A 25,862-nucleotide genomic window follows, 5' to 3' on the forward strand; every position below is an offset into this window, starting at 1 on the left:
AGCTAAATCCTCACACTTTGAAATCTCACATAGGCTAATTCCATCGTATCTATAACCACAGCATTGGCATTAGCATCTAGATCGGATGTTGACCATTTTACTGGATAAGCTCTCTTAAATAACCAACTAGAAACAGGAACAGTGTTTTCATCAAGCAACATGACTAAGACATTGCTGGGGGCAAATTTCATGGTACTCATAGCAACGTTAAACTCTACATTCAGAGGAGAGCCAATCACCATTCCTCTTTCTAAAACCAGATTATTATAGGTAACCTGATTAGGCAAACGATGTCTGAAAATATTTTCACCCCCTTCACGGATGTCCGTTGTGCTTATTTCCGCAGAAATTCCCGATACCTTTTGAAAGCGAATATCTAAGGGATTAGGCAGAATTCCAGCAATGAAAAAGACGACCATAAAATTAAATCCAACCGGGGGATTTTCCGTCAAAGTAAGTTCCGGAATCTGAATGGGGAAATTATCTGCCATAACTTACAGCGGTTTTCAATTCGGTGAAGTACAAATTATTGGGTTTTAGGGAACAGGGAGCAGGGAGCAGGGAGCAGGGAAGAGAGAAGAGGAACCCACCCCTAACCCCTCCCAGGAGGGGAACATAGGGAACAGGTCAAAAATATTGTGTACCTGATTAGGTTATAAACCGCTATAGACCTCTTGTAAAAATAGTTATTTGTCCGATAGTGTTATTCTCAATTCTTGATTCCCTGTTCCCTGTTCCCTGTTCCCTGTTCCCTGTTACCGACCATTGCCGGGAACTCTAATGATTATAATGGAGGGTTATTAACCTTGAGAGTATTAGCCATTAGTTCTAAACTTTCAATAGCAACTTCATTGCTAGTGGCATTAAATGACGGTGCATCTAATTTCTTAGGGAAAGCATTTATAACTTCCCAGGAGACAACTGCTTCACCTGACTCGTCTAACAAGTCAATCCTAAGATCTCGCTTTTCGACGGTATTAAGGTTAATCGTGCTAAACCATTCAAATAAATAGCTGTCTTTTCTGACAATTCCTTTCTGTAGGGTTAGGTTAATGGGAGTGTCCAATCCTGGCATGTACTTTGGCCCATCTTTATAACTCAGGCCATCTCGATAAGTAATCGTTTCAAATTCAATGCTTAATCCCGATACCTCTGAGAAAGCGTGGGAATCATCTCCATCGATGGTGACTCGGTAATAAAATACCGGAATTGGATAAGTATCTTTGATTTGTTGTACTGTGTCTGCCATGATTTATGTTTCCTTAATTACTTTAGGTTTAGTTTGACTGTTATAGCGGTTTGTAATTTGGTGAGGTACAGAGTTTCTGGTTTTAGGGAACAGCGGATCTGGGAACAGGGAAAAGATAAGAGGGAACAGGACAAAAATTTTGTGTACCTCATTAGACTAAAAACCGCTAGATAAGGTAAGCTATCAGCTTAAGCGCTACGCGCACGCTACGCGAACAGCTATCAGCTATCAGCTTAAGCGCTACGCGCACGCTACGCGAACAGCTATTGGCCTATGGCCACGCTACGGGAATGGCTCACGGCTGACCACTGACCGCTGACCACTGACCACTGACCACTGACCACTGACCACTGACCACTGACCACTGACCACTGACCACTGACCACTGACCGCTGAATGCTTACAATTTTGAATTTTGAATTTTGAATTTTGAATTCCCCCTATGCTTCCTGTAATTTATGGGAGAATTTCAGGATAATGAACTCAGCCGGACGGACTGCTGCCAGACCAATTTCCACAATCATCCGTCCTTCTAAAATGTCCTGTGCTCTCATGCTTTTACCCAGTCCGATATTAACAAAGAAAGCTTGTTCAGGAGTGCTACCAGCCAGGGCACCCTGTCGCCATAATCCCTCTAGATAACTTTCAATTAGGGACTTCACTTTCAGCCAGGTGATGGTGTTGTTAGACTCAAAGACCACAAATGCAGTGGCTTTCTGAATCGATTCTTCAATGAGATTGAACAGTCTGCGCACAGGGATATAGCGCCATTCATTGTCATTACCCGCTAAAGTCCTTGCTCCCCAAATTAAAGTTCCTTTTCCGGTAAAGCTACGAATAGCATTGATGGATTTACCGGCGGTGGGATCAACGTTAAGATTTTCCTGTTCCTCGTTGGTAATTTTTTCCGTAGGCGCAAGTACCGATGCCAAGCTGACATTAGCAGGTGCTTTCCAAACTCCCCTGTCCCGATCTACCCTGGCATATACCCCTGCTACAGCAGCACTTGGAGGTAATACGACTCGCTGTTTACCTAGTTCAGTCTTAACCTTGTTATACAAATCTGTTTTAGTAGTTTTGTAATACTCTAGAGGAGGAGGGGTAGTGAGAGGTTTTGCACTACCATCTGAATTTTCTGAATCTGATGATATATCGGCACTACCATCTGAATTTTCTGAATCTGATGATATATCGGCACTACCATCTCCGCTTTGCTTTATTTCAAAATTATTATCAGTGCTATTTCCAGCTTTCCATGTTTTCCATGCGTCGGTAATTTGTTTTACAGTTGCTGTGTTTCTTTTGAGTTTTATTGTTAGAGTCAAGTTACTGTCAATTTCAAAGTCTACATCTGTTGGCTGATTCTTGTCAAGAGTAATAGCTACTTTGGGTTCATCGTTCTCCGGACCGACATAAGTGACTAAAATACCATTAAGGTCTGTGTTGTACACCTTGGGATGTAGGGCTTCGAGAGGTGTTGGATTGACAACTGATGATATATCGTCACTACCATCTCCGTTTTGCTCTATATTGAAGGAATTACCATTGCTATTTTCAGGAATTTTTTTCCATTTTTTCCATTCGGCGATGATGTTTTTTCCTTTTGCACTGCTTGCATTGAGTTTTATTGTTAGAGTCTTAGTATTACGGTCGAGCGAAAAATCGATATTTTGTTTTTGATCTGTACCTGTACTAGTAGTAATAGCTACTTTAGGTTGATCTTCCTTATTCCCTGTATACGTGACTAGAATACCTTTAGGGTCTGTGGTGTATTCAAAGCGTATGTCTAGGACTGATACAGTTACAGAAACATCGGTGTAATAGTAGTTGAGTGATGTTTGGAGGTAGGGAGAATAAGCTGCGCCATATTTTAAATATGCTGTACCAATTCCATCTCGGAATTCATCAACTTTATCTTTCATAACGTCGAAGATTGCAAACCGATCTTTTAATTTATTGCATTGCATCAAAGCTTGTCCACAAAGATCGTAATAATCGGTTTCAGTACTTAAATTAGCGGCATCGGTAAGCATGATTAAAGTGGGTTCATCTTCTTTTTCTAAAGCTGATAAGCCTGCTCTAAAATCATTATTTTTTTTAGTTCCGTTGTAATTACCCACCGAAACAATGTAACAACTGCCCCCACCGTTATCAAAATACATCCGCAAGGCATAATACATTAAATACTTGAATTCAGGAGGTTCAATGCTAGCAATACCATCTCCGTTTGCTGTTACTACAAATTTACTTGCTTGAGCTTTGCCAAACAAAGTTTCATAGTCAAGCAGTGAACTAATTCGAGTGGGTGTATTGGTTAAATCTTCACTGCCTCGTTTAGCTTTCTCTGTGTAACCGATAAAAGCTGGAATCGCTGTAGATACCTCAGCGACTGAGGGGGGAAATGTAGAAATTTCCTCGACATAAACATTGGGAGTTTTATACGTTACCATGGTTCAATCCTTACGTTTCAATTTTTATAGGTATTTCAGGGCATTAATGACTTGAATTCCGTTCTGATTAGGGGGATTAGGTAAATGATCAATCCACACAGAGGGATCGCCAAGTTCAGTCTTTTTCTTTTTTAAAAGTTGAATATTTTTTATCCCAGCTTCCTGACAAGCAATTTCTGAGTCAGATTTAAAGAGATATTTTGGAAATTCAGGAACAGGAAATTGTTGGTTAAGGGCAGAAAATATTGGATCTGTTTTTTCAGCTTCGGCACTCGTAGATCTAGTAAATTGAATTTTTGGTTTCCTGGTCGGATCTTTATCTTCAATCAAGAATTCATCGCCATTAGTTAACTGATCTGTTACCAGGTAATAGCGCCAGTGTTGTTTTTTGGCTTGAAAGGTGATTTGATAGTCACTATATTTACTGCCCTGATTCGAATCTTTAAAAGATTTAGGCATAGAGGAGTTATTATAAATATAGACTATGCCAAAAAACGGCTGTCCCCTGGGTAATTTGTGATCAGACAATTTAAGTAGTAAGACAAATCGGTATAGTCGTTCTCTAATCAGCCGTAAAATAGTAATCAGCCTTAAAATAGCAAGTATCACTACTTCTTGATCACTACCAGGCAATCTAGTTCTAGTTCTTTCTAAGTCTGACACTCCAATTTTAGTATTCCTTTCATTACTAAACAGGTAAATAACATTATCAACGGGTTTCCATTCAAGATCTGTGAAATCTATAAAATCTTGATTTTTGATTTTCAATAGAAAAGTAAATCGCAAATTATCAGCAAGTTCTATCCAGGGTTTCTGTTCTGAATTTTCTGAATTTTCTGAATTTTCTGAATTTTCTGAATTTTCTGAATTTTCTGAATTTTCTGAATCTTCCGTAACTACTGGGGCAATGACCACTATTCCGTTAACTTTATTCTTAACAATCAGACGATGACCCCTAAGTATCCTGCTACATTCAGGTGTTGGTTCAACACTTAAGTCCGGGCAGACTTTATCCCGATAATAGTCGTGAAGAATACTCAATTCAAACAGTTGCTTATAAAGCATAATCTAGATGACCATTGTGTTTTAGTTTGTCGGCGATACTAGATTCTTGAACTACTAACTTCCCTCTCAGTTACATCAGAGCCAATTTCCAGCGTATCCCCATCGGCAAAGACAACCATTCTGACTTTATAAATGACTGAAGGCATATAAGACATGCCTAAACCAGACCAAACCTCTCTTTGTTCAGTAAAAGGCAAATTAACCAGTTCTATGGTCAACTTTTGGATCTCCGAACTGAGGGTTGGAGAGTTACGACAATCAAATAATCGATGACTTTGAAAGTATTTGATAATTAGGGATAAAAACTTTAAAGATTGCCGGTAATTAGTAAAATTAGCAGCATAGAGAACGTATAAATTGAGGTAAAGATTAGGGTTGTTTTGCTGGTTACCCCCCTGATTAGGCATCCTTTCATAGGCGGCACCAGAACGAAAGGTATAGTCTTCTTCTAAGTTGACTAATAAGGTAGTAATCGCATTCTCTTCTAAGGAAACTTCTTTCCCGTTGCGATCCTGAAGAAATAAGACCTCAAAAGCCTGACCCCCGGTTTTTACTCGGATGTAGCTGTTGAGTTGTTCCTTAAGAAACGAGAGAACATGATCCAACATAGGTAGTATCTATCCCGCCTAATAATTGGAGGATAATATTGACAAGAAGACTATGGAATAGGGCAATAGGTTTTCTATACTTATAACTGCCACCAAAATAACCCTAACATGAAAAACAACAAAAGAGAGAAAATCCCTAAAAATGAAATATATCGTAACATTTTTAGGAATATTCAACAATGAAATATATCGTAATATTTTTAGGAATATAGCGGTTTTTAATTGGGTGAGGTACAGAGTCCTTGGTTTTAGGGAACAGGGAACAGGGAACAGGGAACAGGGAAAAAATCCTGTGTACCTCATTAGGATAGAAACCGCTATATTCAACTCGGATCATTTTTCGTAAGCAGTCAGCAGTCAGCAGTCAGCAGTCAGCCGTTGGCCGTTGGCCACGCTACTTGAGGTGCTTATAGCGTTTCTTATAGCTATGAGGTACACAGGATTTTTGGCATTGCTGAGGGGCGGGATGAATAGGAGTGGGGTGGGCATCCTGCCCGCCTGGGAATTGTAACGGGCAAGATGCCCATTCCACCAAGATGCCCGTTCCACCATGATGCCCATTCCACTGCAAGATGCCCGTTCCCCCAACATGGCCGTTCCACCAACATGCCCGTTCCACCAACATGCCCGTTCCACCAACATGCCCGTTCCACGGCAACTGGAAATCAACGGTTAACATCACCTACGTTTCCTGAGCTGATGTTAACCGTTGAGCAGGTTTTGACTGCTGGGAATTTAAACTAACGGCAATATAGCAGTTCTCATATTCCCTACTCCCTACTCCCTACTCCCTGTTCCCGACTCCCGACTCCCAGATTGCTATAATGATTGATAGATTTGACGTTCTCGGTTAATAAAAATATCAGCTAATATCTGATAAGCTTCTGTCCAAGCTACTATCATTTCCTCTGTCGCCGCTTCATCCAACACATCCTTCATCGCTTGTAGTAAACTCTCTCCCACAATGGGATATTGTTCTGGTTTAACATTGGTTTTTACATGACGATGGGCAATCAACTCAACCATTGATTTTAAATCCTCCGGATTATCAATTTTGGTAGCATAACTATAGACTGCTGTAGCTAATTTTGCTGGTTGAGAACCATTAGCTTGAGCTGACATATCAAACTGTGCTTTTACCTCTGGATGGTTGTGAAACATGATTTCATACATCCGAGTAGTAATTTGCTTACCATGCTTTTTGAGGAGGGGGGCTGTGGACTTGATGATATCTATGGTTTCTTGGCTAACCTGATTCACCGGTAAGGGCTGTTCCGAGAGGGTTAGCAGAAATTTAAGATTTTCTTGGGCTTGTAACTTATGAGGTGCTTTAGCAGGTATAAAGATAAAGACTCCTGCTTCTAAGGTAATCTCTTTCTGGTCTAAGGTCAGAATTCCTTTCCCTTCAATTACCGTGATGGCCGCATTACGAGGTGAAGTATGCTCCTCAATTGCTGTACCTTTTGCCAAACAAAATAGGGTGTATTGGCAATTGTTATCCTTGAGCAAAACTTTGCTAATCATCCCTGTATGTGGATAGTCAGCTAATTTTTGTAGAGAAGTGCTAAACGATGTGTTTGCTTTAGCGATCGCATTAACCATTATCCTTTCCTCATCACAAATTTAGGAAGTTCTAAGATTTGGAAATATAGCGTTACGCGCAAGGCAAGAGGCAAGAGGCAAGAGGCAAAAGTTCACTAAAAGAGCGTTTCAGCTTGTATCAATGTCAAACACCTTAATGCGTAGTGCTATATCTCTGAACTCGTTGCTAGTTTTACTGTGACAGAAATAGTTAGGGCTGTCCTTGAGCTAGCTCATAAAGGAAGTAAAAGCAAAGGGAGTAGGGAGTAGGGAGTAGGGAAAGGGAGGGAAGTGTGGGGGGATGGGGAGATGGGGAGATGGGGAGATGGGGAGATGGGGAGATGGGGAAATGGGGAGTCAGATGAGGATATGCATCAAGACCATTAGAAAAAAAGTATTTAAAGATACCAAATTAATCTCAAACTAATTCTTCCCTCTCCTCCCTCTCCCCACACACACTCTTGTGCTCTCCCCTCTCTCCCCACACTACCCCCTCTCCCCACACTCTTCTCCCTGTTCCCTGTTCCCTGCTCCCTGTTCCCTGCTCCCTGCTCCCTGCTCCCTGCTCCCTACCGAATTGAGAAATACTATAACTATCAAACACTCTCAAAGGACTGGTAGGCATGGTCTCATCCATAGAACAATTAGCTCAAGTCTGGGTGCTGAAAGACCTAGAAACCTCAGCGCTAGAGAATCTTCAGCCTTATACCAAAGTACGGACTTATTTGCGGGATGAGATTGTGATCTACGAGGGCGATCGCCTCCCCTGCCAACTCTATGCCTTAATCAAGGGAACCCTGCAAATTAAAAAAACCGGGACGAGTGGTAAAGAAAGCCTTTTGCGCATCATCCCTGAGGGGGATATTTTTGCAGCTCCGGCAATTTTTGGTAATGGTATTGCTCCCGCAACAGTTATTTGTCAGGTGGACTCCCTAGTGCTAACCATAGAACGAGAGGCCCTGTTAGAGACTATTCGCCATACCCCAGAAGTGGCGTTGCGAATCCTGGAAGTCTTTAACCAACGCCTGCAACAAATTCATAACACCGTACATGGGCTAATTTCTGAAAGGGCAATTGTACGACTGGTGCGTCTACTGCAATACTATGCAACTCGCTATGGAACTCAGTCTGTTGCTCAGGGAGACTCCTTAAATGTCAACCTTCCGTACTATCAAATTGCTCGCAGTATAGGTATAACCTATGAAGAATGCGTGCGTTTGTTCAAAAAGATAAATTCGATCAATTCAGTGGTTACCTACAAGCGGGGAGGCAAAATTATTATCAATGACTGGCAGCAGTTAGATGCGTTCGCGAAGCGTAGCCCTTCGGGCTAATCGCGGACAACGAAGTAGGATGAATCAAGCGCTGAAAGTTTTGTTAATTATGAATCTTTCTGCTCAGTTTGTGACTCCTTAGCGTCTGATGTCGGATTATTCATCTCGTCTTTGAAGCCTCTGAGGGTTTTCCCTAGGGCGCTGCCGATTTCAGGAATTTTCTTCGGTCCAAAAATCACAACCGCCACAACGCCAATAATCATTACTTCCGGCCATCCTAAACCAAACATATCAATTTCCTCCAAACTCCTTTTAACCTAGAATTAACCTTGAACTGCTTGATAGCACTTAGCCCATCCTACTTCACAGCAAAGCCAAAAAATTGTCTAGCTAATCTACTCTATGGTTTTACTAGGCGCAGAATCAACCTAGCTCAATCTAGGTAGCCGACTCAATGTAGTCATTTTAGGGTGGGCATCCTGCCCACCCCACTCATATTCATCCCGCCCCTCAGCAATGCACCCCTAGTCCATGGTACTAGGAAGGAATTCCATGCGTTCGCGTAGCGTAGCCCTTCGGGCTAATCGCAAACAAAATCCTAGATCCAATCCCAGCAGTAACAAAGTTTTGTGTAGCGCTAAAGGATTGCCCATGGCAAGCTGATATCCTAAGCTTATCCGAAGTCCATACTTAGGATGTCTTGCTCCAATTGATGGTCACCGATAAGGTGAGAAGATAGAGGTCGTTGGATGAAGGAGGAAAGATAAAGTATAAAAATCTACCATTTGCAAAGGTTACAATCAATGCAATGGTTGATACTTCAAGTCTTGTATGCCTTTTATCTTTTGCCTACCCCTCTTGTTAAGGGGGATAATGGGGGGAGAACCCATCCAACCCTTTTGTCTGCAAGCCTGTTGCCTCAATGTTACCCATAGCCTTTAAGTGTTAAGGAATGTCAACCACTTCCACGCCATCCCTAAGAACCCAACAAAACCCTCTGTGCGCTAAGCTGGCGGACTGTATTGAATCGAACTGGCGGCGCTACTTCGACCTTTCGACCTATGATTTACCAGCCGAGTTAGGCTACGTGGAAGGACGGCTTGAGGGAGAGAAACTGACTATCGAAAACCATTGCTATCAAACACGTCAGTTTCGGAAAATGCACCTGGAATTGGCAAAAATAGGTGAGATGTTGGACATTTTACACTGTGTAATGTTTCCTCGTCCAGAGTATGCTTTGCCCATGTTTGGCTGTGATGTGGTGGCAGCTAGAGGACAAATCAGCGCTGCGATCGCAGACCTTTCTCCACTCCACCCTAAACGTACCTTACCAGAAGCCTATCACTGTTCTTTAGAGACCCTACCAAAACCTGAGTTTAAACAGCCCCGTGACTTACCACCTTGGGCGGACATTTTTTCAGAATTTTGCATTTTTGTGCGTCCCAATGGTCCAGAAGAAGAAGCACAGTTCCTGGCATGGGTGGATGATTTATTACAGATTCACTGTGCCCATGCTGCAAATGCCCTACCGGTCTCTAGAGAAAAGCAAGCAGAAATTATTGCAGGTCAACACTATTATTGCAGCAAGCAGCGGCAGAATGACAAAACCCGGCGGGTGCTTGAAAAAGCGTTTGGTGTTGAATGGGCAGAGAACTATATGACCTCCGTACTATTTGACTTGCCAGGATCTTGATACTTAATGAATGGTAAAGCTGATTAGTTTGCTGATTAGTTTAGGGATGGAGCAATGGATGATAGCGGTTATCATATTAATGAGGTACACAGGATTTTTTTCCTGTTACCTGTTACCTGTTACCTTTTCCCTGTTACCTGTTACCTGTTACCTTTTCCCTATTCCCTATTCCCTATTCCCTATTCCCTGTTACGTAAAATCCACAACTTGTATACCTCACCTATTTGAAAAATACTATAGTAAGGCACGATAATAATAAGTCGGCAAACTTTTTTAAGGGGATAGACTATGTTCACTAAACGTGACCTTCCCTCAGAGCAGGAACTGCTAAATGTGGCGAGACAGTACCCTGAGCTAGATATAGCATCAGTGTTTACTTGTCTGTCGTTCCTGAAAACTACCACTGAGATCTACGAAGCGATTGACACTCATTTGGGTCGCTACGAGTTATCAATCGGTAAGTTTACCGTACTCATGCTATTACACAAAGCTGGTGAGTTAGGGTTGACTCCTTCCGAATGTGCTCAACAGGCTGGTGTTACTCGTGGGACGATCACAGGTCTGCTCGATGGTCTCGAACGTCAAGGGTTAGTTAAACGCCAGCCCCACCCAGATGACCGACGGATGCTGATGGTTCAGCTGACCCCAAACGGTTGGCAGTTCTTGAAGGAAATGCTTCCCAACCACTTTAATCGGGTGACAGGTTTGATGGCTAACCTGACTGGCGCAGAAAAGAAAACCTTCGTTAAACTTTTAGCAAAGTTGCGAGCGGGAACCCCTGCTATGCACTCTGCTGAATTTCAGCTGACCCAGTAATGAGGGATTGCTCAAAAAATCTTTTACCGGTGCTCGTAATTGTATTTCCGTTATGATAAATTAAATAGTAAGGAGCCATATAATATGGCACAAAAGAGATAGTTATGGCTCATATAACCGACAGAAGTTGATTTAACGGGAGGAGTCATGGAGCCAAAGATTGGGATAAAAGATCAGGGATTATCAAAGCCCCTAAGTCGTTGGGTGATTGTACTGGCTAGTGTTGGGATTCTGGCAACTGTGGTCGCTAGCCGATATAGTTTGGAAATGGTCAGTGAGCGCCCGCCAGAACCAGTGCCATCCCCCAGTACAACCCCAGCTATCCGAGCTGTAACTGCTCTAGGACGTCTCGAACCTGAGGGGGAAGTTATTCAATTAGCTGCTCCAACAACTTTTCAAGCACCAAGGGTGGCTCAGTTACTCGTTAAGGAAGGGGAGAGAGTAGGTGCCAATCAATTGATTGCCATCATGGAAAATCGCGATCGCTTACAAGCGGATTTAGAACGAGCCAAAGCGGAGGTTAAAGTAAGCCGTGCGAACTTGGAGAAAGTCAAAGCCGGTGCTAAAAGTGGCACCATTGCTGCTCAGGAGGCTAAGATTAAACGACTAGAGGCAGAGTATCGGGGGCAGAAGGAGGCGCTACAAACTCGCATTGACCGTTTACAGACTCAGCTGCAAGAAACACAACAAGAGAAAGATGCCACAGTCAGGCGATTAGAGGCTCAGTTAAGGAATGTGCAAGCAGATTTTCAGCGCTATGAGCAGTTAGAACGAGACGGTGCGATCGCAATTTCCGAATTAGACAGCCGCCGCCTAAGCGTAGAAACCGCCCAAGAGAGCGTCAGTGAAGCCATAGCCAACCGCAGCCAAACTATAAGCACCCTCAGGGAAGAACTCAAAGAAGCTATTGTCAACCGCAACCAGACCCTAGCTGTGGTAGAAGCACAGATTAACGAAGCCAAAGCTACCCTCGAAGAGATAAAAGAAGTACGTCTAGTAGATATTAGACAGGCTGAAGCGGAGCTAGAAATGGCTATGGCACAAGTCAAGCAAGCCGAAGCAGAATTAAAATTTGCTTACGTCCATTCTCCACTAGATAGTCAAATTTTGAAAATTAACACTTATCCAGGAGAAACCATCGATCCAGAAAAGGGAATTGTGGAACTAGGGCAAACTGACCAAATGATGGTTGTTGCTGAAGTCTACGAAAGTGATATTGGTAAAGTCAAGCTAGGGCAGAAAGTAACTATTATTAGTGAAAGCAAGGCATTTGAAGGTAAACTCAATGGCACTGTAGTTAGAATTGGGCAACAAATTGACAAACAGGATGTTCTTGACACTGATCCAGCTGCTGACGTAGATGCCAGAGTTGTCGAAGTAGATATTCGTCTCAATCCAGAAGACAGCAAGACGGTTACTGATTTAACTAACTCTCAAGTCATCGTAAAAATAGTTACTACTTATTAGTCAATCGCTATCGCTCCAATTAAAAATTATCAATTCAAAATTAAAAACTAACCTATAAATTAATTCGTGGGCTTGTATCCGGTGGAAACACTTACAAAGTATAAGGCTATTCATTTTTAATTTTTAATTTTGAATTCAAAAATGGTCATTAACTAGTAACTATTAATAATGAAAATACCTTTAGCATGGTTACAATTGACCCATGAAAAAATGCGTTTGCTGGTGGCACTGGCAGGAATTGCTTTTGCCGATATTTTAATGTTTATGCAAATGGGTTTTCGGGATGCCCTGTTTGAAAGTAATGTGACACTACATAATAGCTTACAGGGTGACATTTTTTTGATTAGTCCCCAGTCCCAAGCAACAATCGCTATGAAAAGTTTTCCTAGTCGCAGGTTGTATCAAAGTATTGCATTTGATGGGGTCAAATCGATTCGTGGGATATATATGGACTTTGCCCTCTGGAAAAATCCTCAAACCCGTGAAACTCGTAGTGTGCTTGTGATTGGGTTTAATCCTACTGACAACGTATTCAATTTATCTGGAGTAACCAGCAATCTGGATACAATTAAAATGCCAGATGTCGTTTTGTTCGATGACAGCTCCAGACCTGAATATGGACCTATTGCGGAAGAGTTTAATCAGGGCAAAGAGATAACCACTGAAGTCAAAGAACGTCGCATTCGAGTAGGAGGCTTATTCACCCTAGGGGCTTCCTTTGCAGCAGATGGAAATGTGATCACCAGTGATTTAAACTTTTTCCGCCTTTTCCCTGACCGCCATAGAGGACTGATTGATATCGGTTTGATTGAATTAGAACCAGGGTTAGATGTGGAGATAGTTGTAGAGAAGATGAGGCGCGAACTTTCCAAGGATGTTCTAGTTTTATCCAAGGAAGAGTTTGTTAATTGGGAGAAAGCTTACTGGCAAAGCAGTACAGCTATTGGCTTTATTTTTACCCTCGGTAGCGCGATGGGATTTATCGTGGGTACAGTGATTGTTTATCAAATTCTATATACTGATGTCGCGGATCATTTGCCTGAGTATGCTACCCTTAAAGCCATGGGTTATAAAACCAGCTATCTATTGATTGTCGTTTTTCAAGAAGCTATAATTCTGGCAATTTTAGGTTATTTTCCTGGATATGGACTAGCCTTAGGGTTGTATAGTTTAACGAAAAATGCTACCAGTTTACCCATAGCCATGAGTCTAGCTAGGGCGGTAACAGTGTTGATTCTGACGATTATCATGTGTTGTATTTCCGGTGCGATCGCGATTGGGAAACTCCAAGCAGCCGATCCCGCTGATATTTTTTAAACTATTGCTAATAGCAAAGGGAACAGGGAATAGGGAAGAGGGAACAGGGAGTAGGGAGTAGGGAATATGGCATCAAAAATTATAACAATTCCTACACGGATCCCTATATAGTGCTTTTTACCCTAATGAAGTACAAAAAAAAAATTACCTCTTTCCTCTTCCGACTTTACTGCTCCCTGCTCCCTGCTCCTTGCTCCCTGCTCCCTGCTCCCTGCTCCCTGCTCCCTAAAAGCCAAAAACTTGTACTTTACTAGCTGAAAAACAGCTATATAATCAATAACTAATAACTAGCTAGGAACGAAAACTGTCATGGTGGACGAACCAGTTGTATCCATTAAGCATCTCAACCATTACTTTGGTAAGGGTTTTCTACGGAAACAGGTTTTGTTTGATATTGACCTAGACATCCACCAAGGAGAAATTGTGTTGATGACTGGTCCTTCGGGATCGGGTAAGACGACATTACTAACCCTAATCGGAGGATTGCGATCGCCTCAATCTGGTAGTCTCAAAATTCTAGGACAGCAACTCCTCGGAGCCAATAAACGTCATTTGATTGCAGTGCGGCGTCATATTGGCTATATTTTCCAGGCTCATAACTTACTCAAAAGTTTAACGGCTCGCCAAAATGTCCAAATGTCAGCAGAACTACATCCAGAACTTTCTACTAAAGATGCTATTACTAAATCAGTAGCTATATTAGAAGCAGTGGGGTTAGGTCAGTGGGTGAATTACTACCCAGATAAACTTTCTGGAGGACAAAAACAACGAGTCGCGATCGCTCGTGCTTTAGTGGGTAATCCCAAGATACTCTTAGCAGATGAACCAACAGCAGCACTAGACAGTAAATCCGGTCGTGAAGTGGTGGATTTAATGCAGCAGTTAGCTAAAGAACAAGGATGTACAATTTTACTGGTTACTCACGACAATCGAATTCTCGATATTGCTGACCGGATTGTTAATATGGAAGATGGGCGTCTTAATGGTATCAAAGCAGTTAATTAAGCTGTTCAGTATTTAGATTGGGATATCTAAATTACTCAAAAGAAACAGGGAACAGGGAACAGGGAACAGGTAATAACCAATTTAAATTAACATCAGCTTAAAAGAAACAGCTTACAAATATAAAATATAAAATTGTTAATGGAAAATCTAAACTAGAAATTAACAATTTTATAATGACTAAATTTAATTAATTGTTAATTTACTACTATAGCAATCCGTGTAGTAATTGTGATAATTTTTATTCCCTCTTCCCTACTCCCTACTCCCTACTCCCTACTCCCTTTGCTATATTAGCTGGACTAACTTTAGCACGATGCAGCAACTTATCACCAATGCGGTAGCCAGTGTAACGTACCCTAACCTGATCACCTGGTTGAGCAGTGCCTGACATGAGTTGGTGTTGTTGTGGATCGTAAGGGAGTTCGTCCCCCACAGATGCGATCGCATCCACACCCCATTTTTCTAGCAACTGTTCCACTGGCTTTACCAGAGGCAATAATCTCACAGCTGGTAACTGCTCATTCTGTTGTGCCGCATAAGCAGCAGTGGGCCATTGGACTAGCCAGGATTCTAGCACTTGTAAACTAGATTGCTGAAACTCCTGCATTAAAGTCTCGCGCTGCTGTTCCAACTGCTGTTCCAGACGCTGGTACTCCTGCTTTAATGTTGAGTCTTCCTGCTGTAACGTAGAAACAGAATCTGGCAAAAACAGAATCAGTAACTGATTCACCGACACCTGCAACGCTTGAGCAAGTTTCAGCAGCGTTTTTAGCTGCATCTGCGAGACCTGACCTTTCCGCAAACGCCTCAGTTGCAACTCGGAAACATCAGCCCTGAGACTGAGTTGCTTAAAACTAGGAATACCCACTTTTGCCATAAGTTGTCGCAACTGTTCACTGTAATTGGGATAGGAAGACTCGGTCATTTCCAGGCTGACTTATCAAGGATAAAGGATAACAGGAGAAGATGTATAAATCTGATCAACTCCAATAGAGTAATCATCATATCCCTGATTGTGATTCTTGGTAAGTGCGATCAGCTATCAGCTATCAGCCCTGGCCAAAGGCTGAGTGCTGACTGCTGACCAAATTAGATATTTGCTCAAAGTGCATTTACCCAGAAATCAGCGGTTACAATCTCACCATTACGCTTAAATTGACCCCACACTTTATATGTGCCTTTTTCAGGAAATTGGGTAGCAAAACGTATCGGTTCAGTAGTTTTACCTGGAAGTGCGTGAGCATGAATGTAATCAGATGCTGTTATAGATTCTGATTTTTTAACAATTACTAAATGACCAGCTTCTCCCAAATAAGGTTGTAAATCATTCACCGGATTATTATTAGCAGCATTCTTTAAGTTAAAGCTAATCATCACTTCCTCATTAGCCTGAACTTTGGGTTTATCAAAACTCAGCTCAACCTTGGTATTGCCAAAAACTTTAGTATTCTTAATTTCTATCTCAGTTATAGATGAACTAGTTCCTGGTGCTTTTACTTTGACTACCGAAACTCGCTCTGGTTTTCCGGTTGGTTTGTAATCGCTAAAAAGAGTATAATCACCAGGTTTAGGAAAATTAGCTTCAACTTCAAAGCGTCCATTTCCTTTATAATCAGGATGAATATGATCGTAAAAATCAAGATCATCACTGACTACAATTAAATGCATTATTTTTTCTTGGAAAACCTCAAAATCAGGAACAGCATTTCCCTCAGAGTCTTGAATCTCAATTACCAAATTATTTGGTTTATCTAAATTAATTGTTGAGGGAGTCGTTAGTATAGCTTTAGTATTTACAGATGGTTTATTTACGTGACCATGGCTACCATGGTGATGACCATGCTCATTGTGATTATGGTGACCATGGTGTTTATCTCCCTCAACAGATGCATCTCCAGATTGCCCTAGTGTTGAACAACTTTGAGCCAGCAATAAAGTAGAACTAACTAGTAATGCGCTAACCAAACGATTCATGATGTCTTTACCCACAAAAGTTATTCAATATTTATTGTTTAAAGGAAAAGCGACCGTTGATTTTTTTACCGTTAATGTCAGTTTGAATGACCACCTTATATTCCCCAGTAGCTTTCCCTGGTAAAAAAGCAGCGTAATGTTTACCAGCCTTATCATAGCTAAAATCTAGATTCTTTTGCTCACCATTTGGTAACTGGATTTGAGCCTTGACTTTGGCATTAGATACACTTTTGTGTTCCTCACCCTGTTGTAGGAAAAAGTCTAAGTGAATTCCCTGTTTTTCTACGATAGGTAACAACTCTAAATGATAAGAACCAGATTCAATTATTTGACCACCTTGGGAATAACCATCCCCATTAGTGTGGGAGTGATTGTGACCATCATTGGAAGAGTGAACTTCATTAGTTTTTGCAGTTGTCTCTGAGGAAGTAGTTTTATTAGTATCCTGTGTACTATTGCCGCAAGAGGCTAAAAACATCAATACCACACTAGAGAGAACAATTAAATTTGACTGCAACCACGAACTCATAGTTTGACTCCTTTAAAACTAATTTATTTTTTTGATAAGCACTAAAACTATTTACATTTAATAAAGCGGTTTTACTGACTATGAAGTAGACAATTTGTTTTTATGCTCCCTGCTCCCTGCTCCCTGCTCCCTGCTCCCTGTCACTATTGACCCACCACTGAACCACTTTTAAAAGATGAATTTAATTCTTCAGGTAAAATCCCTGGATTGATTGGTTTAGATATGAAAAAGCGACCAAACTGAGCATACAAAGCTGGTAATACCAATAAGGTTAAAGCTGTAGACGTAAACAACCCTCCCAAAACAACTATTGCCAATGGCTGTAAAATTTCTTTCCCTGCCCCCGTGCCAATTACGAGAGGAACCATCCCTAACGCTGAAGTCAAAGCCGTCATTAAAATTGCCACTAATCGTTCCGTTGAACCGTCCATAATTACTTGCTTTAAAGGCATTCCCTGAGCCAATTTATTGTTGTAATTATCTACCAGAAGTAAACCATTGCGGGTAGCAACACCAAAAAGAGTGATAAACCCTACCATGGAAGCAACAGAGAGAATACCACCACCGAGGGCAACGGAAAAAATTCCCCCAGTTAATGCTAGAGGCAGATTGAGCATAATCATTACTGTTGCTGAAATTGACTTGACAGCAAAGTACATTAAAACAGCAATCACAATCAGTGCCAGAGTACCGAATACTAGTAAATTTTGAGATGCTCGTTGTTCTGATTCAAACTGTCCTCCATATTGGATAAAGTAACCGGAAGGTAATTGTACTTTCTCCTTGACTTTGGCTTGAATCTCTTCAACTACACTACCTAAATCTCGATCAGCAACGTTAGCTGAGACCACAATCAGACGAGAAACATTTTCGCGGTTGATGGTGTTGGGTCCCTTACCATAACTAATCTGAGCAACTTGGGCAAGAGGAATCTTAGTACCCGTGGGAGTGTCAACTAGCAGGTTGCTAATGGTATTAAGATTATTGCGGTATTCGGCTTTCAACCATACTACTAAATCAAATAACTGTTGCTCTTCCAGTACTTGCGAGACAACTCTACCATTGAGAGCAGTTTCAACAATTTCTGAAAGCTGACCAACACTAAGACCATAACGAGCAGCAGCAGCGCGGTCAAACGTAATTTGCACCTGTTTAATCGGAATTTGGGGTTCAAGAATTAGATCCACCACACTAGGAATATCTTGCATGGCATCTCGAACTTGAGCACCAATAGTTCGTAATTCCGAAAGTTCCGGACCAAAAATTTTGACTGCGATCGCACTCCTAACTCCTGAGAGGACTTCATCCATGCGGTGGGAAATAAAACCACCAATACTAGGGGCTACCCCTGGTAACTTAGCAAATTCCTCACGGAGTTTCTCAATTGTTGCTTTTCGGTCTTTCATCCCCTCCTCTGAAATTTCCACATCCAAATGACCCAGAGTAACACTACCAGCATCAGCATCACCGGGAGCACGCCCTGAACGTAACTGCACTGACTCAAACCGGGGGTCATCTTTGAGAGCTAGTTCCATGGCTGAACCAGCCCGATTCGTCATTTCCAGAGAGACACCGGGATAGAGAGTGAAAGCATTCACAAGCGATCGCTCCTGAAACTCTGGTAAGAAGACTCGTCCTAGAGAGGTAAAAATAATTAGAGAAGCCACAAACCCTGCTACTGCTGTTAGCAAAACTAGACTGGGAGCATGAATAGAAAACCGAATTAATGGCTGATATAGTTTTTTGGAAAACCGCGCTACCCAAGTTTCTTCTTCTGGTAACTGTACAGTAGCAAGCAAGAAAGCACACAAAGCTGGACTCAGGGTCAGGGCTACAAATGTAGAGGCAAAAATGGACACTAGATAGGCTACTCCCATCGGTGCAAAGATACGACCTTCAACACCAGTAAGGGTGAAAATTGGTGCGAAGACTACAGCGATAATTACTGTAGAAAACAGCACACTTACTCGCACTTCCACTGAAGTGTTATAAACCACCTGTAAAGGGTTGAGAGGATTTCCTGCTTGCTGATTTTTCCGTAATCCCCGGTAGCAATTTTCCATGTCCACAATCGAGTCATCCACCACTGACCCAATTGCTACAGCTAATCCTCCCAGAGTCATGGTATTAATTCCCAAACCAAAGAGATTGAGTAGCATCATCCCAATCAGCAAAGACAGAGGAATAGCGCTTAGGGTAATAATGGCAGTGCGCCAGTTCATCAAGAACAGAAACAAAATAATAGAAACAATGATGATGCCATCCCGTAGGGCATTCCTGACATTTTTAATTGAGGCATCAATAAAATCGGATTGGCGGAACGTAACAGTAACCTTGACATTCTCCGGCAAACCCCCTTTAATTTCCTCCATGGCTGCTTCTACGGCTTTAGTAACAGTAGGAGTATCAGCGAGGGGCTGTTTGTTAACTAGCACCACAATCGCTTTTTTCCCATCCAAGCTACCATCACCCCGCTTCAAGGCAGCACCAATGCGGACATCGGCGATATCAGAAAGCAGCACTGGTGTGCCATTACGTGCCACTACCACCGATTGTTCTAAATCCTCGATTGACTCAACTCGTCCAATGCCTCGAATTAATAGTTCCTTGTCTGGACTAATCAGAAAGCCACCCGCCGCATTAGTATTTGCTGCTGCTGCTGCTTCCGTAACTTCTGCTAAGGAAACATCAAAAGCGGTTAACTTGGCAGGGTCAACCAGTACCTGATACTGACGCACATCTCCCCCATAGGCAATTACCTGAGTTACCCCCGCTACTGCCAATAATTGGTTGGTAATATCTCGGTCAACCAATCGACGCACAGCCATTAGGTCAATTTTAGAGGGGACATCTGGCGTCTCTACATCTTCGTCAATGGTAAAAGCGTAGGAAAGAATGGTACCAATGGGCGAGGAAAGGGGAGAAATTTGCGGTGATTCTACTCCTTCCGGTAATCTGGCAGCAGCTTGTTGTAACCGTTCAGTTACTAACTGGCGAGCTTGATAGATATTAGTATCCCATTTAAAAATAACTTTTACTACGGAAATGCCCACTCCCGAAGACGAGCGTACTGTAGTCAATCCAGGAATGCCATTGATCGCGCTTTCGACAGGCATTGTGACTAAAGATTCCACTTCTTCTGGAGCCAATCCCGGCGCTTCCGTTTGAATTTCAACTTGGGGAGGAGCAAAATTCGGAAATACATCTAAGGGCATTTGGGAAATAATCCGAAATCCCCAAAGTGTGACGATGATAGCGCCAATTACAACTAGCCAGCGTCGAGTAATAGACCACTTAAGGATCGAGTTGAGCATTTTGGTCTTACCTACAGCCTTGCTGATTATTGCTTGTTTACGAAACTATTAGAAATCGCCGAATCTAAATAGCCATCCCCATTGCTCTGACCATTTCCTTTTACACCAGCAGTGGCATGATAGCTATTATTGGTCAGTTCATCTGAAATTTCTATAGGTGCTGGTCTTGATTGTGAAGCAGTGCGCTGTCCCAGCATAAAAGCACCAGCTGTAATTACCCCTCCTACAGGCAAAACCCACCACCAGGGTAGGCTAGCAACATTAACGTTAGTCGATTTTGCCTCATGATTATGTTCTTCTTGCTCATGTTCATGGTGATCAGCTTTAGAGCCACCCCTTAAGGATTGGGCGTACAACATCACCCCCCCTTCAGCCACAATCTGGTCACCTTCAAATAAACCATTCTTGACTTCTACGAAATCCCCAAAAGTTGAACCAAGAGCAAGTTCTACAGGTTCATAGAAGTTCTGACCATTTTCTACATAAACCAGTTGTTTACCATTAGCATCCACCAAAGCATCTTGAGGAATCGCTAAAGTAGCTACATTTGTTTTATCAGTAAAAATCTTTAATTGAGCAAACATTCCTGGTTTTAGTTGCCCTCCAGGATTATCCAACCTTACCCTCACTGGCACTACTCGTGTCTGACCTGCAACTATCGGGTCGATTTGGCTAACTTGACCTGTAAAAGTCTGATTAGGCAGACTAGAAACTTCTAATCTGACCTTTTGGCCTATTTTTACCTTGTATAAGTCTTTTTCATAAATATTAGCAGTTGCCCAGACTTGATTATTGTTAACAATCGTCATCAGTTGCCCACCTGCGTCTTCAAAGGATTCACCCAAGCTTACTTGCCACTGCGCTACTGTACCGGAAATTGGAGCAAGCACCGTTACCTTTCCTTGCTCATTAGCAGAATTACTAAGTTGTTGCAGTCGGGTTTTGTAGGTAGTATCGCTCAGTTGAACCCGAGATTTGGCAGCCTTAACCGCTGTTTGAGCCCGTTTTAGTTCCGCTTCTGCTTCCAGAACTTCCCGACGGCTAAATGCTCTTTTCAGTAAGGTTTTAGCCTCTGCTAGCTTAGTTTTCGACTCTAGCATCTGACGTCGAGCCAGAGCACCTTCGATTGCTAATGCTAGGTCTTTATCGTACTCTTCTTGGGCTACTGCTAGCTGAGTTTCAGCTTCATCGATTTCAGCAGCAGCAATTTGACGCTGACGTTCTAAATTTTCCCTAGCTAGTTCGAGATTTGCCTCAGCTTCTCCCAATGTTGCCTTAGCTTCAGTCAGTCTGTCGAGAGACTCAACCCGCAATTCAATTAACTCCAAGCTAGAGATGACAGCAACCGCTTGACCTTTTTTGACCCTCTGACCTGGTTTGACCAAAAGTTTAGCAACTGTACCGGGAATCGGCGCTGTTACTTGCGCCTGTTGGTTGGGCTGGGTTTCAATTTGCCCGGTGGTTTTAATACCAATATCCAAAAACTGCCTAGAGACGGATTGGAGTTTAATCCCAATTTGACTAGCGGTTGTCGCATCTACCTTAATTCCTTCCGGATTGCTCGTGGCTTCGGTTCCGCTTTGGAACTCATTGCCATGCCCGGCATGGGCGAAAACAGCAACTGGTGCGATCGCTATCAGCAGCAAAAAGGTAAACGTTGAAGCCAGGATTGTTTCTGTCTTGTGCATAATGGATCAGTGCTTTTTATGCTCAGCAGAGGGTGCAAGTAGTCACCATAGCCTCCACCCAGACACCTAAGATGTCAGGATGGTCATTTGCTGTCGTCTTGATTAAGTATCACAAGCAAATATGAAATCAGGATGAAATGTTAGGTATCAATGAAATTATTTTTTTTAGGACTTTGGTAAGCCTTCAGCTTCTGAGAGTAGGAAATTGGGCGTTGCTGAATTAAGGAATGAATGCGCGATCACCTGGTTTTGTTAAAGCCCCCTAAATCCCCCAAATTTGGGGGACTTTGATAGTTTTGTTCCCCCCATAATTGGGGGGCTAGGGGGGCGAAACCATACCCAAAATCAGCAACGCCGGAAATTGATTTTTTGATATTTGTTAATGGCTGTCACAATTTCATTTTGATTACATATATTTATATCAATCTATGTTTTATAATTAGGATTGACATACATTAGCTATAGGTTCGTGCAGCTTTAAGCTAATTTATCCAAGGAAAGTTAGGCGTTGCCCCGCTTTCTTTCCCGCATATCGCTACTATAGACAAAGTATCCAGCGGGAAAAGACAGATGAGAGTACTGCTAGTTGAAGATGAGCCAGACTTGGGTGCTGCAATTAAGCGAGCGTTAAATATAGAGAAGTACGTGGTGGACTTGGTTGTTAACGGCACTGACGCTTGGGGTTATTTAAACAACCACGAAACCCAATATACCCTAGCTATCTTCGACTGGTTGCTGCCAGGGCTATCGGGACTAGAGTTACTGCGTCAGTTACGCTATCGTAATAATCCCTTACCTATTTTGATGCTAACGGCAAAAGACCGCTTGGAAGATAGAGTGATGGGTTTGGATACGGGAGCCGATGACTATTTAGTGAAACCGTTCCGAATGGCAGAGTTGCTAGCAAGAGTTAGAGCCTTGCACCGGCGAACACCCCTACTCCAGCCCCAACAACTCCAGGTGGGTGAGCTTATTTTAGACTATGGTAACCGAACGGTTCATCGTCTTGCTGCTAACGGTGAGAAACTCGACATTCCACTCACGAATAAAGAATTCCAGCTCTTAGAGTATTTCATGAAGCATCCGAATCAGGTGATGACCACCAACCAAATTCGCAATCAACTTTGGGAAGTGAATGCAGAACCGATTAGTAACGTAGTGGCAGCTCAAATGCGCCTGCTACGTCGAAAACTTGAATCAATCAACTCCAGCATTCCGATTGAAACTGTGCATGGTTTGGGGTATCGTCTCAATTTGAAAAAATAATGAATCAGAATAGGCTATTTAACCAGACTCGTGGGAAATTAGCACTTTCCTATGCCATCGTCATGGGGTTTATTTTGAGCCTGTTGGGATTTGGTGTTTACAGAGCGATCGTTCATACCCATTTAGTCACTTCAGACCGGGAGTTAAAATCCGTTGCGGGGACACTCCATGATAGTCTGGAATGGAAGCTCAAGGAACCTGGACAGGTAGAGCCGATAATTGGGGAACTTTTACCGAATCTGTGTATCGTTGGAGTTAACTGTTCTAAACCACTGGTGAGTTCCCAGCGCCACATCCTCAGTGCTCTTAGCCAAGGTCACTACTACATCCGCCTATTTGATACCTCAGGACGTTTAATTGCCGTTGCAGGAAGTTACCCAGAGGGATTACCCCAGGTGTTTAATCAAGCACCTTGGCAAACCATTTCCGATGGTAAGGGCAACTCCTATCACCAAATTTCTCTATCGCTACATACTCAAGATCAGCGGGATTGGGGGTATTTGCAGGTGGGGCACTCTCTCCAATACCTCAACAACTACCTCAATACGGTAAAATTAATCTTGGGATTAGGTCTGCCAATGGCAATTATCTTAGTGGGCAGTGGCAGTTGGTGGTTAGCAGGGTTGGCGATGCAACCTATTTACCAATCCTACAGACAGATTCAACAGTTTACCGCCGATGCTGCCCACGAGCTACGGACACCGATAGCTGCAACACTGGCAACGGTTGAGTCGGCACTTTTGATGCCCAGCTTGGATCAACAAGAAGCACGAAACATTCTGGAAATTGTTGAACGTCAAAATCAGCGGCTGAGTCAGTTAGTTGCGGATTTGTTGTTGTTGTCTCGCTTAGATAGACAACCGGCATCTGTGGGTAACCAGACATGCTGTCTCAATGACCTAGTTAGCGATTTAGTTGAGGAATTAGCAGCCTTGGCAATCGCTGCCGAGATTACGTTGACATCTTCGGTGCGAGTGCAAACTCCTCTGGAGGTTGTGGGTCATTCTGAGCAGCTTTATCGCTTAGTTTCTAATTTAATTATTAATGGTATCCAATACACCCCTGTGGGTGGTAAAGTAACTGTTATTTTAGACAAGAGCGACCAACAGGCGGTGATCCAGGTAGAAGATACGGGGATTGGTATTGCCCCAGAAGACCAAGGGCGAATTTTTGATCGCTTTTATCGAGTCAATAGCGATCGCTCTCGTCACACAGGAGGTTCCGGATTAGGGCTGGCAATTGCTTATGCGATCGCTCAAGCCCACCACGGTAGCTTACAAGTATACAGCGAACGAGGTGTTGGTAGTAGGTTTACTCTTCGATTACCCAAGGCAGTTACTTCGTGTGATCAGGAACACTTTAGCGCTCAAGTTTTTTTTCAGTCCAATTCCTAAGTATTGATGGGCTTAGCTAAAGTTATGAAGTATGAAAGAGAAAGGAACAAAGATAAATAGTTAGGGATGAATACATATAGAGCAAAACATACCAGTTGTTGAACAACCGATAAATTGAACTATTTCATCCTTCATATTGGGAGCATGTCAATTTTGTTAATCCCTGATTCAGATCCCCCGTTTCCCTTAAAAAAGGGAGACTTTTGAATCTAATTCCCCCCTTTTTTAAGGGGGGCTAGGGGGGATCTATGTACATAATTACAAGCTTATTTTAAAATACTGCGCAGCATCCAAGCCGTTTTCTCATGTATGCTCATCCGTTGGGTCAACAGGTCAGCTGTAGACTCATCGTTAGCACGTTCAGCGGCTGGGAAAACAGACCGTGCAGTTCTTACCACTGCCTCATTGGCTTCCACTAGCAAGCGCACCATTTCCTCAGCCTCCGGAACATCGCTGGTTTCTGGAATGGAGGATAATTGCGCATATTGACTGTAGCTGCCAGGAGCAGGATAGCCTAGGGTACGAATCCGCTCTGCTACCGCATCCACTGCTAAAGCCAACTCATTGTACTGTTGCTCAAACATCAGGTGTAGGGAGTTGAACATTGGTCCAGTAACATTCCAGTGGAAGGCATGGGTCTTCAGGTATAGGGTATAAGTGTCCGCTAGCAGACGAGACAATCCCTCAGCAATCTCTTTGCGGTCTTGTTCATCAATACCAATATTGACAGGTACAATCGTTGCCATAGTACTCTCCTAAAGGTTCCTCGTAAAAACTAGTGGTCACGGTCAGCTTTAAACACCTTAACTTTAAGCAATTCTGGTTTCCTTGGGAATTAACCCAAGGTATGAACTTATTTTTGTTCCAAAATTGCTAATTTTCACGCTAAATGCCGTTTTAATACGGAACGAGGAGCGCGACGAACGCGGCACTTAATGGTTTTTTTTCCTAAACGCTGGTGTGCTTCGTAACGGTGGCAACCGGAAAAACCATAGTATTGCCCATCTACTTCTAACACATCAATGGGTTCGCGCAAACCCTCTTTAGCAATTGATTCCATTAGTGCCGCCACCTTGTTTGGATCATTTTGTCGTGGTAGGGGACGGCGGATTTGCTCTAGGGGAATTTCTTTGATATCTACCATAGTGCTAGTAATTTTTTAATTTAGTTTT

Annotated in this window: 30 protein-coding genes; 11 read left to right on the plus strand and 19 right to left on the minus strand. The window is 42.6% G+C overall.

Annotation, left to right across the window (positions count from 1 at the left end; genetic code table 11):
• Positions 1–2: 2 nt before the first annotated feature.
• From F6K53_RS03925 to F6K53_RS03970, 10 genes are all read right to left on the minus strand, one after another.
• Entirely contained in the window at positions 3–491 is a 489-nt protein-coding gene (locus tag F6K53_RS03925) for a phage tail protein (protein WP_293071427.1), read from the minus strand.
• A 293-nt stretch (positions 492–784) separates the two neighbouring features.
• Positions 785–1,249 carry a phage tail protein gene (locus F6K53_RS03930; protein ID WP_293071426.1) on the minus strand — a complete coding sequence of 155 codons (465 nt, stop codon included), beginning with the start codon at positions 1,247–1,249 and terminating at the stop codon, positions 785–787.
• A gap of 17 nt (positions 1,250–1,266) precedes the next feature.
• Entirely contained in the window at positions 1,267–1,401 is a 135-nt protein-coding gene (locus tag F6K53_RS03935; RefSeq protein ID WP_293018015.1) for a hypothetical protein, read from the minus strand.
• A gap of 111 nt (positions 1,402–1,512) precedes the next feature.
• On the minus strand, positions 1,513–1,635 hold the full coding sequence (locus F6K53_RS03940) for a hypothetical protein (protein ID WP_293018017.1): 123 nt from the start codon (positions 1,633–1,635) through the stop codon (positions 1,513–1,515).
• A 54-nt stretch (positions 1,636–1,689) separates the two neighbouring features.
• Positions 1,690–3,699, minus strand: a complete 2,010-nt coding sequence (locus F6K53_RS03945) for a phage tail sheath C-terminal domain-containing protein (RefSeq protein WP_293018019.1) — start codon at positions 3,697–3,699, stop codon at positions 1,690–1,692.
• A 24-nt stretch (positions 3,700–3,723) separates the two neighbouring features.
• Positions 3,724–4,764 (minus strand): hypothetical protein, encoded by a 1,041-nt coding sequence (locus F6K53_RS03950; protein ID WP_293067463.1) that lies wholly within the window; start codon positions 4,762–4,764, stop codon positions 3,724–3,726.
• 38 nt (positions 4,765–4,802) lie between these two features.
• Positions 4,803–5,372, minus strand: coding sequence for a DUF4255 domain-containing protein (locus F6K53_RS03955; RefSeq protein WP_293067460.1), 570 nt, complete (start codon positions 5,370–5,372; stop codon positions 4,803–4,805).
• Positions 5,373–5,390: 18 nt separating this feature from the next.
• On the minus strand, positions 5,391–5,675 hold the full coding sequence (locus F6K53_RS03960; protein ID WP_293067457.1) for a hypothetical protein: 285 nt from the start codon (positions 5,673–5,675) through the stop codon (positions 5,391–5,393).
• A gap of 91 nt (positions 5,676–5,766) precedes the next feature.
• Complete coding sequence (locus F6K53_RS03965) at positions 5,767–6,054, minus strand: hypothetical protein (protein WP_293067454.1); 288 nt, start codon at positions 6,052–6,054, stop codon at positions 5,767–5,769.
• Between the two features lie 137 nt (positions 6,055–6,191).
• Positions 6,192–6,974, minus strand: coding sequence for a globin domain-containing protein (locus tag F6K53_RS03970; RefSeq protein ID WP_293018029.1), 783 nt, complete (start codon positions 6,972–6,974; stop codon positions 6,192–6,194).
• Positions 6,975–7,254: 280 nt separating this feature from the next.
• Here F6K53_RS03970 and F6K53_RS03975 point away from each other — a divergent pair, with 280 nt between their 5' ends.
• Positions 7,255–7,380 (plus strand): hypothetical protein, encoded by a 126-nt coding sequence (locus F6K53_RS03975; RefSeq protein ID WP_293018031.1) that lies wholly within the window; start codon positions 7,255–7,257, stop codon positions 7,378–7,380.
• Positions 7,381–7,576: 196 nt separating this feature from the next.
• The gene (locus tag F6K53_RS03980; RefSeq protein WP_293018033.1) at positions 7,577–8,287 is read left to right on the plus strand and encodes a Crp/Fnr family transcriptional regulator; all 711 of its coding nucleotides are present in this window, start codon (positions 7,577–7,579) and stop codon (positions 8,285–8,287) included.
• A 47-nt stretch (positions 8,288–8,334) separates the two neighbouring features.
• Here the strand turns inward: F6K53_RS03980 and F6K53_RS03985 are convergent, their stop codons facing one another.
• Positions 8,335–8,532: a twin-arginine translocase TatA/TatE family subunit gene (locus F6K53_RS03985; RefSeq protein ID WP_364302334.1), complete on the minus strand. Its 198-nt coding sequence runs from the start codon at positions 8,530–8,532 to the stop codon at positions 8,335–8,337.
• Positions 8,533–8,751: 219 nt separating this feature from the next.
• Positions 8,752–8,880 carry a hypothetical protein gene (locus F6K53_RS03990; protein WP_293067449.1) on the minus strand — a complete coding sequence of 43 codons (129 nt, stop codon included), beginning with the start codon at positions 8,878–8,880 and terminating at the stop codon, positions 8,752–8,754.
• 299 nt (positions 8,881–9,179) lie between these two features.
• Here F6K53_RS03990 and F6K53_RS03995 point away from each other — a divergent pair, with 299 nt between their 5' ends.
• From F6K53_RS03995 to F6K53_RS04025, 7 genes are all read left to right on the plus strand, one after another.
• A complete protein-coding gene (locus F6K53_RS03995) occupies positions 9,180–9,920 on the plus strand; it encodes a phycocyanobilin:ferredoxin oxidoreductase (RefSeq protein ID WP_293018035.1) in 741 nt (246 codons plus the stop codon).
• A 79-nt stretch (positions 9,921–9,999) separates the two neighbouring features.
• A complete protein-coding gene (locus F6K53_RS04000) occupies positions 10,000–10,173 on the plus strand; it encodes a hypothetical protein (RefSeq protein ID WP_293018036.1) in 174 nt (57 codons plus the stop codon).
• Positions 10,174–10,208: 35 nt separating this feature from the next.
• Positions 10,209–10,736, plus strand: a complete 528-nt coding sequence (locus F6K53_RS04005) for a MarR family transcriptional regulator (RefSeq protein ID WP_293018037.1) — start codon at positions 10,209–10,211, stop codon at positions 10,734–10,736.
• Positions 10,737–10,883: 147 nt separating this feature from the next.
• Positions 10,884–12,203 (plus strand): ABC exporter membrane fusion protein, encoded by a 1,320-nt coding sequence (locus tag F6K53_RS04010; protein WP_293079948.1) that lies wholly within the window; start codon positions 10,884–10,886, stop codon positions 12,201–12,203.
• Between the two features lie 168 nt (positions 12,204–12,371).
• Positions 12,372–13,520 (plus strand): ABC transporter permease DevC, encoded by a 1,149-nt coding sequence (gene devC / locus F6K53_RS04015; protein ID WP_293044986.1) that lies wholly within the window; start codon positions 12,372–12,374, stop codon positions 13,518–13,520.
• Between the two features lie 125 nt (positions 13,521–13,645).
• Positions 13,646–13,774: a hypothetical protein gene (locus F6K53_RS04020; protein ID WP_293018043.1), complete on the plus strand. Its 129-nt coding sequence runs from the start codon at positions 13,646–13,648 to the stop codon at positions 13,772–13,774.
• A 55-nt stretch (positions 13,775–13,829) separates the two neighbouring features.
• The gene (locus tag F6K53_RS04025; RefSeq protein ID WP_293067440.1) at positions 13,830–14,525 is read left to right on the plus strand and encodes a DevA family ABC transporter ATP-binding protein; all 696 of its coding nucleotides are present in this window, start codon (positions 13,830–13,832) and stop codon (positions 14,523–14,525) included.
• A 259-nt stretch (positions 14,526–14,784) separates the two neighbouring features.
• Here F6K53_RS04025 and grpE read toward each other — a convergent pair whose 3' ends face one another.
• From grpE to F6K53_RS04050, 5 genes are all read right to left on the minus strand, one after another.
• A complete protein-coding gene (grpE, locus tag F6K53_RS04030) occupies positions 14,785–15,450 on the minus strand; it encodes a nucleotide exchange factor GrpE (RefSeq protein ID WP_293044982.1) in 666 nt (221 codons plus the stop codon).
• Between the two features lie 176 nt (positions 15,451–15,626).
• Positions 15,627–16,514 (minus strand): hypothetical protein, encoded by an 888-nt coding sequence (locus tag F6K53_RS04035; RefSeq protein WP_293067436.1) that lies wholly within the window; start codon positions 16,512–16,514, stop codon positions 15,627–15,629.
• Between the two features lie 16 nt (positions 16,515–16,530).
• On the minus strand, positions 16,531–17,028 hold the full coding sequence (locus F6K53_RS04040; RefSeq protein ID WP_293067433.1) for a hypothetical protein: 498 nt from the start codon (positions 17,026–17,028) through the stop codon (positions 16,531–16,533).
• A gap of 143 nt (positions 17,029–17,171) precedes the next feature.
• Positions 17,172–20,342 carry an efflux RND transporter permease subunit gene (locus tag F6K53_RS04045; RefSeq protein WP_293067430.1) on the minus strand — a complete coding sequence of 1,057 codons (3,171 nt, stop codon included), beginning with the start codon at positions 20,340–20,342 and terminating at the stop codon, positions 17,172–17,174.
• Between the two features lie 26 nt (positions 20,343–20,368).
• A complete protein-coding gene (locus F6K53_RS04050; protein WP_293067427.1) occupies positions 20,369–22,030 on the minus strand; it encodes an efflux RND transporter periplasmic adaptor subunit in 1,662 nt (553 codons plus the stop codon).
• Between the two features lie 570 nt (positions 22,031–22,600).
• On the opposite strand from F6K53_RS04050, the gene rppA reads away from it, so the two are divergent.
• Both rppA and rppB read left to right on the plus strand, forming a co-directional pair.
• Positions 22,601–23,296 carry a two-component system response regulator RppA gene (gene rppA, locus F6K53_RS04055; RefSeq protein ID WP_075895963.1) on the plus strand — a complete coding sequence of 232 codons (696 nt, stop codon included), beginning with the start codon at positions 22,601–22,603 and terminating at the stop codon, positions 23,294–23,296.
• The gene (rppB, locus tag F6K53_RS04060) at positions 23,296–24,690 is read left to right on the plus strand and encodes a two-component system sensor histidine kinase RppB (protein WP_293079951.1); all 1,395 of its coding nucleotides are present in this window, start codon (positions 23,296–23,298) and stop codon (positions 24,688–24,690) included. The genes rppA and rppB overlap by 1 nt, the downstream gene beginning before the upstream one ends.
• Positions 24,691–24,956: 266 nt before the next feature.
• Here the strand turns inward: rppB and F6K53_RS04065 are convergent, their stop codons facing one another.
• Positions 24,957–25,436 (minus strand): Dps family protein, encoded by a 480-nt coding sequence (locus tag F6K53_RS04065; RefSeq protein ID WP_293067419.1) that lies wholly within the window; start codon positions 25,434–25,436, stop codon positions 24,957–24,959.
• A 134-nt stretch (positions 25,437–25,570) separates the two neighbouring features.
• A complete protein-coding gene (locus F6K53_RS04070; protein ID WP_070390838.1) occupies positions 25,571–25,834 on the minus strand; it encodes a sulfiredoxin in 264 nt (87 codons plus the stop codon).
• Between the last annotated feature and the right edge of the window lie 28 nt (positions 25,835–25,862).

The sequence above is a fragment of the Moorena sp. SIO4A1 genome (assembly GCF_010672065.1).
Lineage (GTDB): Bacteria > Cyanobacteriota > Cyanobacteriia > Cyanobacteriales > Coleofasciculaceae > Moorena.

What these genes read in the sequence shown, in the direction of transcription:
- rppA (WP_075895963.1), top strand. Translation starts at nt 22,601, where the DNA reads ATGAGAGTACTGCTAGTTGAAGATGAGCCAGACTTGGGTGCTGCAATT.
- F6K53_RS04000 (WP_293018036.1), top strand. Translation starts at nt 10,000, where the DNA reads ATGAGGTACACAGGATTTTTTTCCTGTTACCTGTTACCTGTTACCTTT.
- F6K53_RS04025 (WP_293067440.1), top strand. Translation starts at nt 13,830, where the DNA reads ATGGTGGACGAACCAGTTGTATCCATTAAGCATCTCAACCATTACTTT.
- F6K53_RS03955 (WP_293067460.1), bottom strand. Translation starts at nt 5,372, where the DNA reads ATGTTGGATCATGTTCTCTCGTTTCTTAAGGAACAACTCAACAGCTAC.
- F6K53_RS03935 (WP_293018015.1), bottom strand. Translation starts at nt 1,401, where the DNA reads ATGAGGTACACAAAATTTTTGTCCTGTTCCCTCTTATCTTTTCCCTGT.
- F6K53_RS03990 (WP_293067449.1), bottom strand. Translation starts at nt 8,880, where the DNA reads ATGGGCAATCCTTTAGCGCTACACAAAACTTTGTTACTGCTGGGATTG.
- grpE (WP_293044982.1), bottom strand. Translation starts at nt 15,450, where the DNA reads ATGACCGAGTCTTCCTATCCCAATTACAGTGAACAGTTGCGACAACTT.
- F6K53_RS04010 (WP_293079948.1), top strand. Translation starts at nt 10,884, where the DNA reads ATGGAGCCAAAGATTGGGATAAAAGATCAGGGATTATCAAAGCCCCTA.
- F6K53_RS03925 (WP_293071427.1), bottom strand. Translation starts at nt 491, where the DNA reads ATGGCAGATAATTTCCCCATTCAGATTCCGGAACTTACTTTGACGGAA.
- rppB (WP_293079951.1), top strand. Translation starts at nt 23,296, where the DNA reads ATGAATCAGAATAGGCTATTTAACCAGACTCGTGGGAAATTAGCACTT.
- F6K53_RS03930 (WP_293071426.1), bottom strand. Translation starts at nt 1,249, where the DNA reads ATGGCAGACACAGTACAACAAATCAAAGATACTTATCCAATTCCGGTA.
- F6K53_RS03995 (WP_293018035.1), top strand. Translation starts at nt 9,180, where the DNA reads ATGTCAACCACTTCCACGCCATCCCTAAGAACCCAACAAAACCCTCTG.
- F6K53_RS03950 (WP_293067463.1), bottom strand. Translation starts at nt 4,764, where the DNA reads ATGCTTTATAAGCAACTGTTTGAATTGAGTATTCTTCACGACTATTAT.
- F6K53_RS04050 (WP_293067427.1), bottom strand. Translation starts at nt 22,030, where the DNA reads ATGCACAAGACAGAAACAATCCTGGCTTCAACGTTTACCTTTTTGCTG.
- F6K53_RS04045 (WP_293067430.1), bottom strand. Translation starts at nt 20,342, where the DNA reads ATGCTCAACTCGATCCTTAAGTGGTCTATTACTCGACGCTGGCTAGTT.
- F6K53_RS04040 (WP_293067433.1), bottom strand. Translation starts at nt 17,028, where the DNA reads ATGAGTTCGTGGTTGCAGTCAAATTTAATTGTTCTCTCTAGTGTGGTA.
- devC (WP_293044986.1), top strand. Translation starts at nt 12,372, where the DNA reads ATGAAAATACCTTTAGCATGGTTACAATTGACCCATGAAAAAATGCGT.
- F6K53_RS03960 (WP_293067457.1), bottom strand. Translation starts at nt 5,675, where the DNA reads ATGAGGTACACAGGATTTTTTCCCTGTTCCCTGTTCCCTGTTCCCTGT.
- F6K53_RS03975 (WP_293018031.1), top strand. Translation starts at nt 7,255, where the DNA reads ATGGGGAGATGGGGAGATGGGGAGATGGGGAGATGGGGAGATGGGGAA.
- F6K53_RS03945 (WP_293018019.1), bottom strand. Translation starts at nt 3,699, where the DNA reads ATGGTAACGTATAAAACTCCCAATGTTTATGTCGAGGAAATTTCTACA.
- F6K53_RS03980 (WP_293018033.1), top strand. Translation starts at nt 7,577, where the DNA reads ATGGTCTCATCCATAGAACAATTAGCTCAAGTCTGGGTGCTGAAAGAC.
- F6K53_RS04065 (WP_293067419.1), bottom strand. Translation starts at nt 25,436, where the DNA reads ATGGCAACGATTGTACCTGTCAATATTGGTATTGATGAACAAGACCGC.
- F6K53_RS04020 (WP_293018043.1), top strand. Translation starts at nt 13,646, where the DNA reads ATGAAGTACAAAAAAAAAATTACCTCTTTCCTCTTCCGACTTTACTGC.
- F6K53_RS03970 (WP_293018029.1), bottom strand. Translation starts at nt 6,974, where the DNA reads ATGGTTAATGCGATCGCTAAAGCAAACACATCGTTTAGCACTTCTCTA.
- F6K53_RS04070 (WP_070390838.1), bottom strand. Translation starts at nt 25,834, where the DNA reads ATGGTAGATATCAAAGAAATTCCCCTAGAGCAAATCCGCCGTCCCCTA.
- F6K53_RS04005 (WP_293018037.1), top strand. Translation starts at nt 10,209, where the DNA reads ATGTTCACTAAACGTGACCTTCCCTCAGAGCAGGAACTGCTAAATGTG.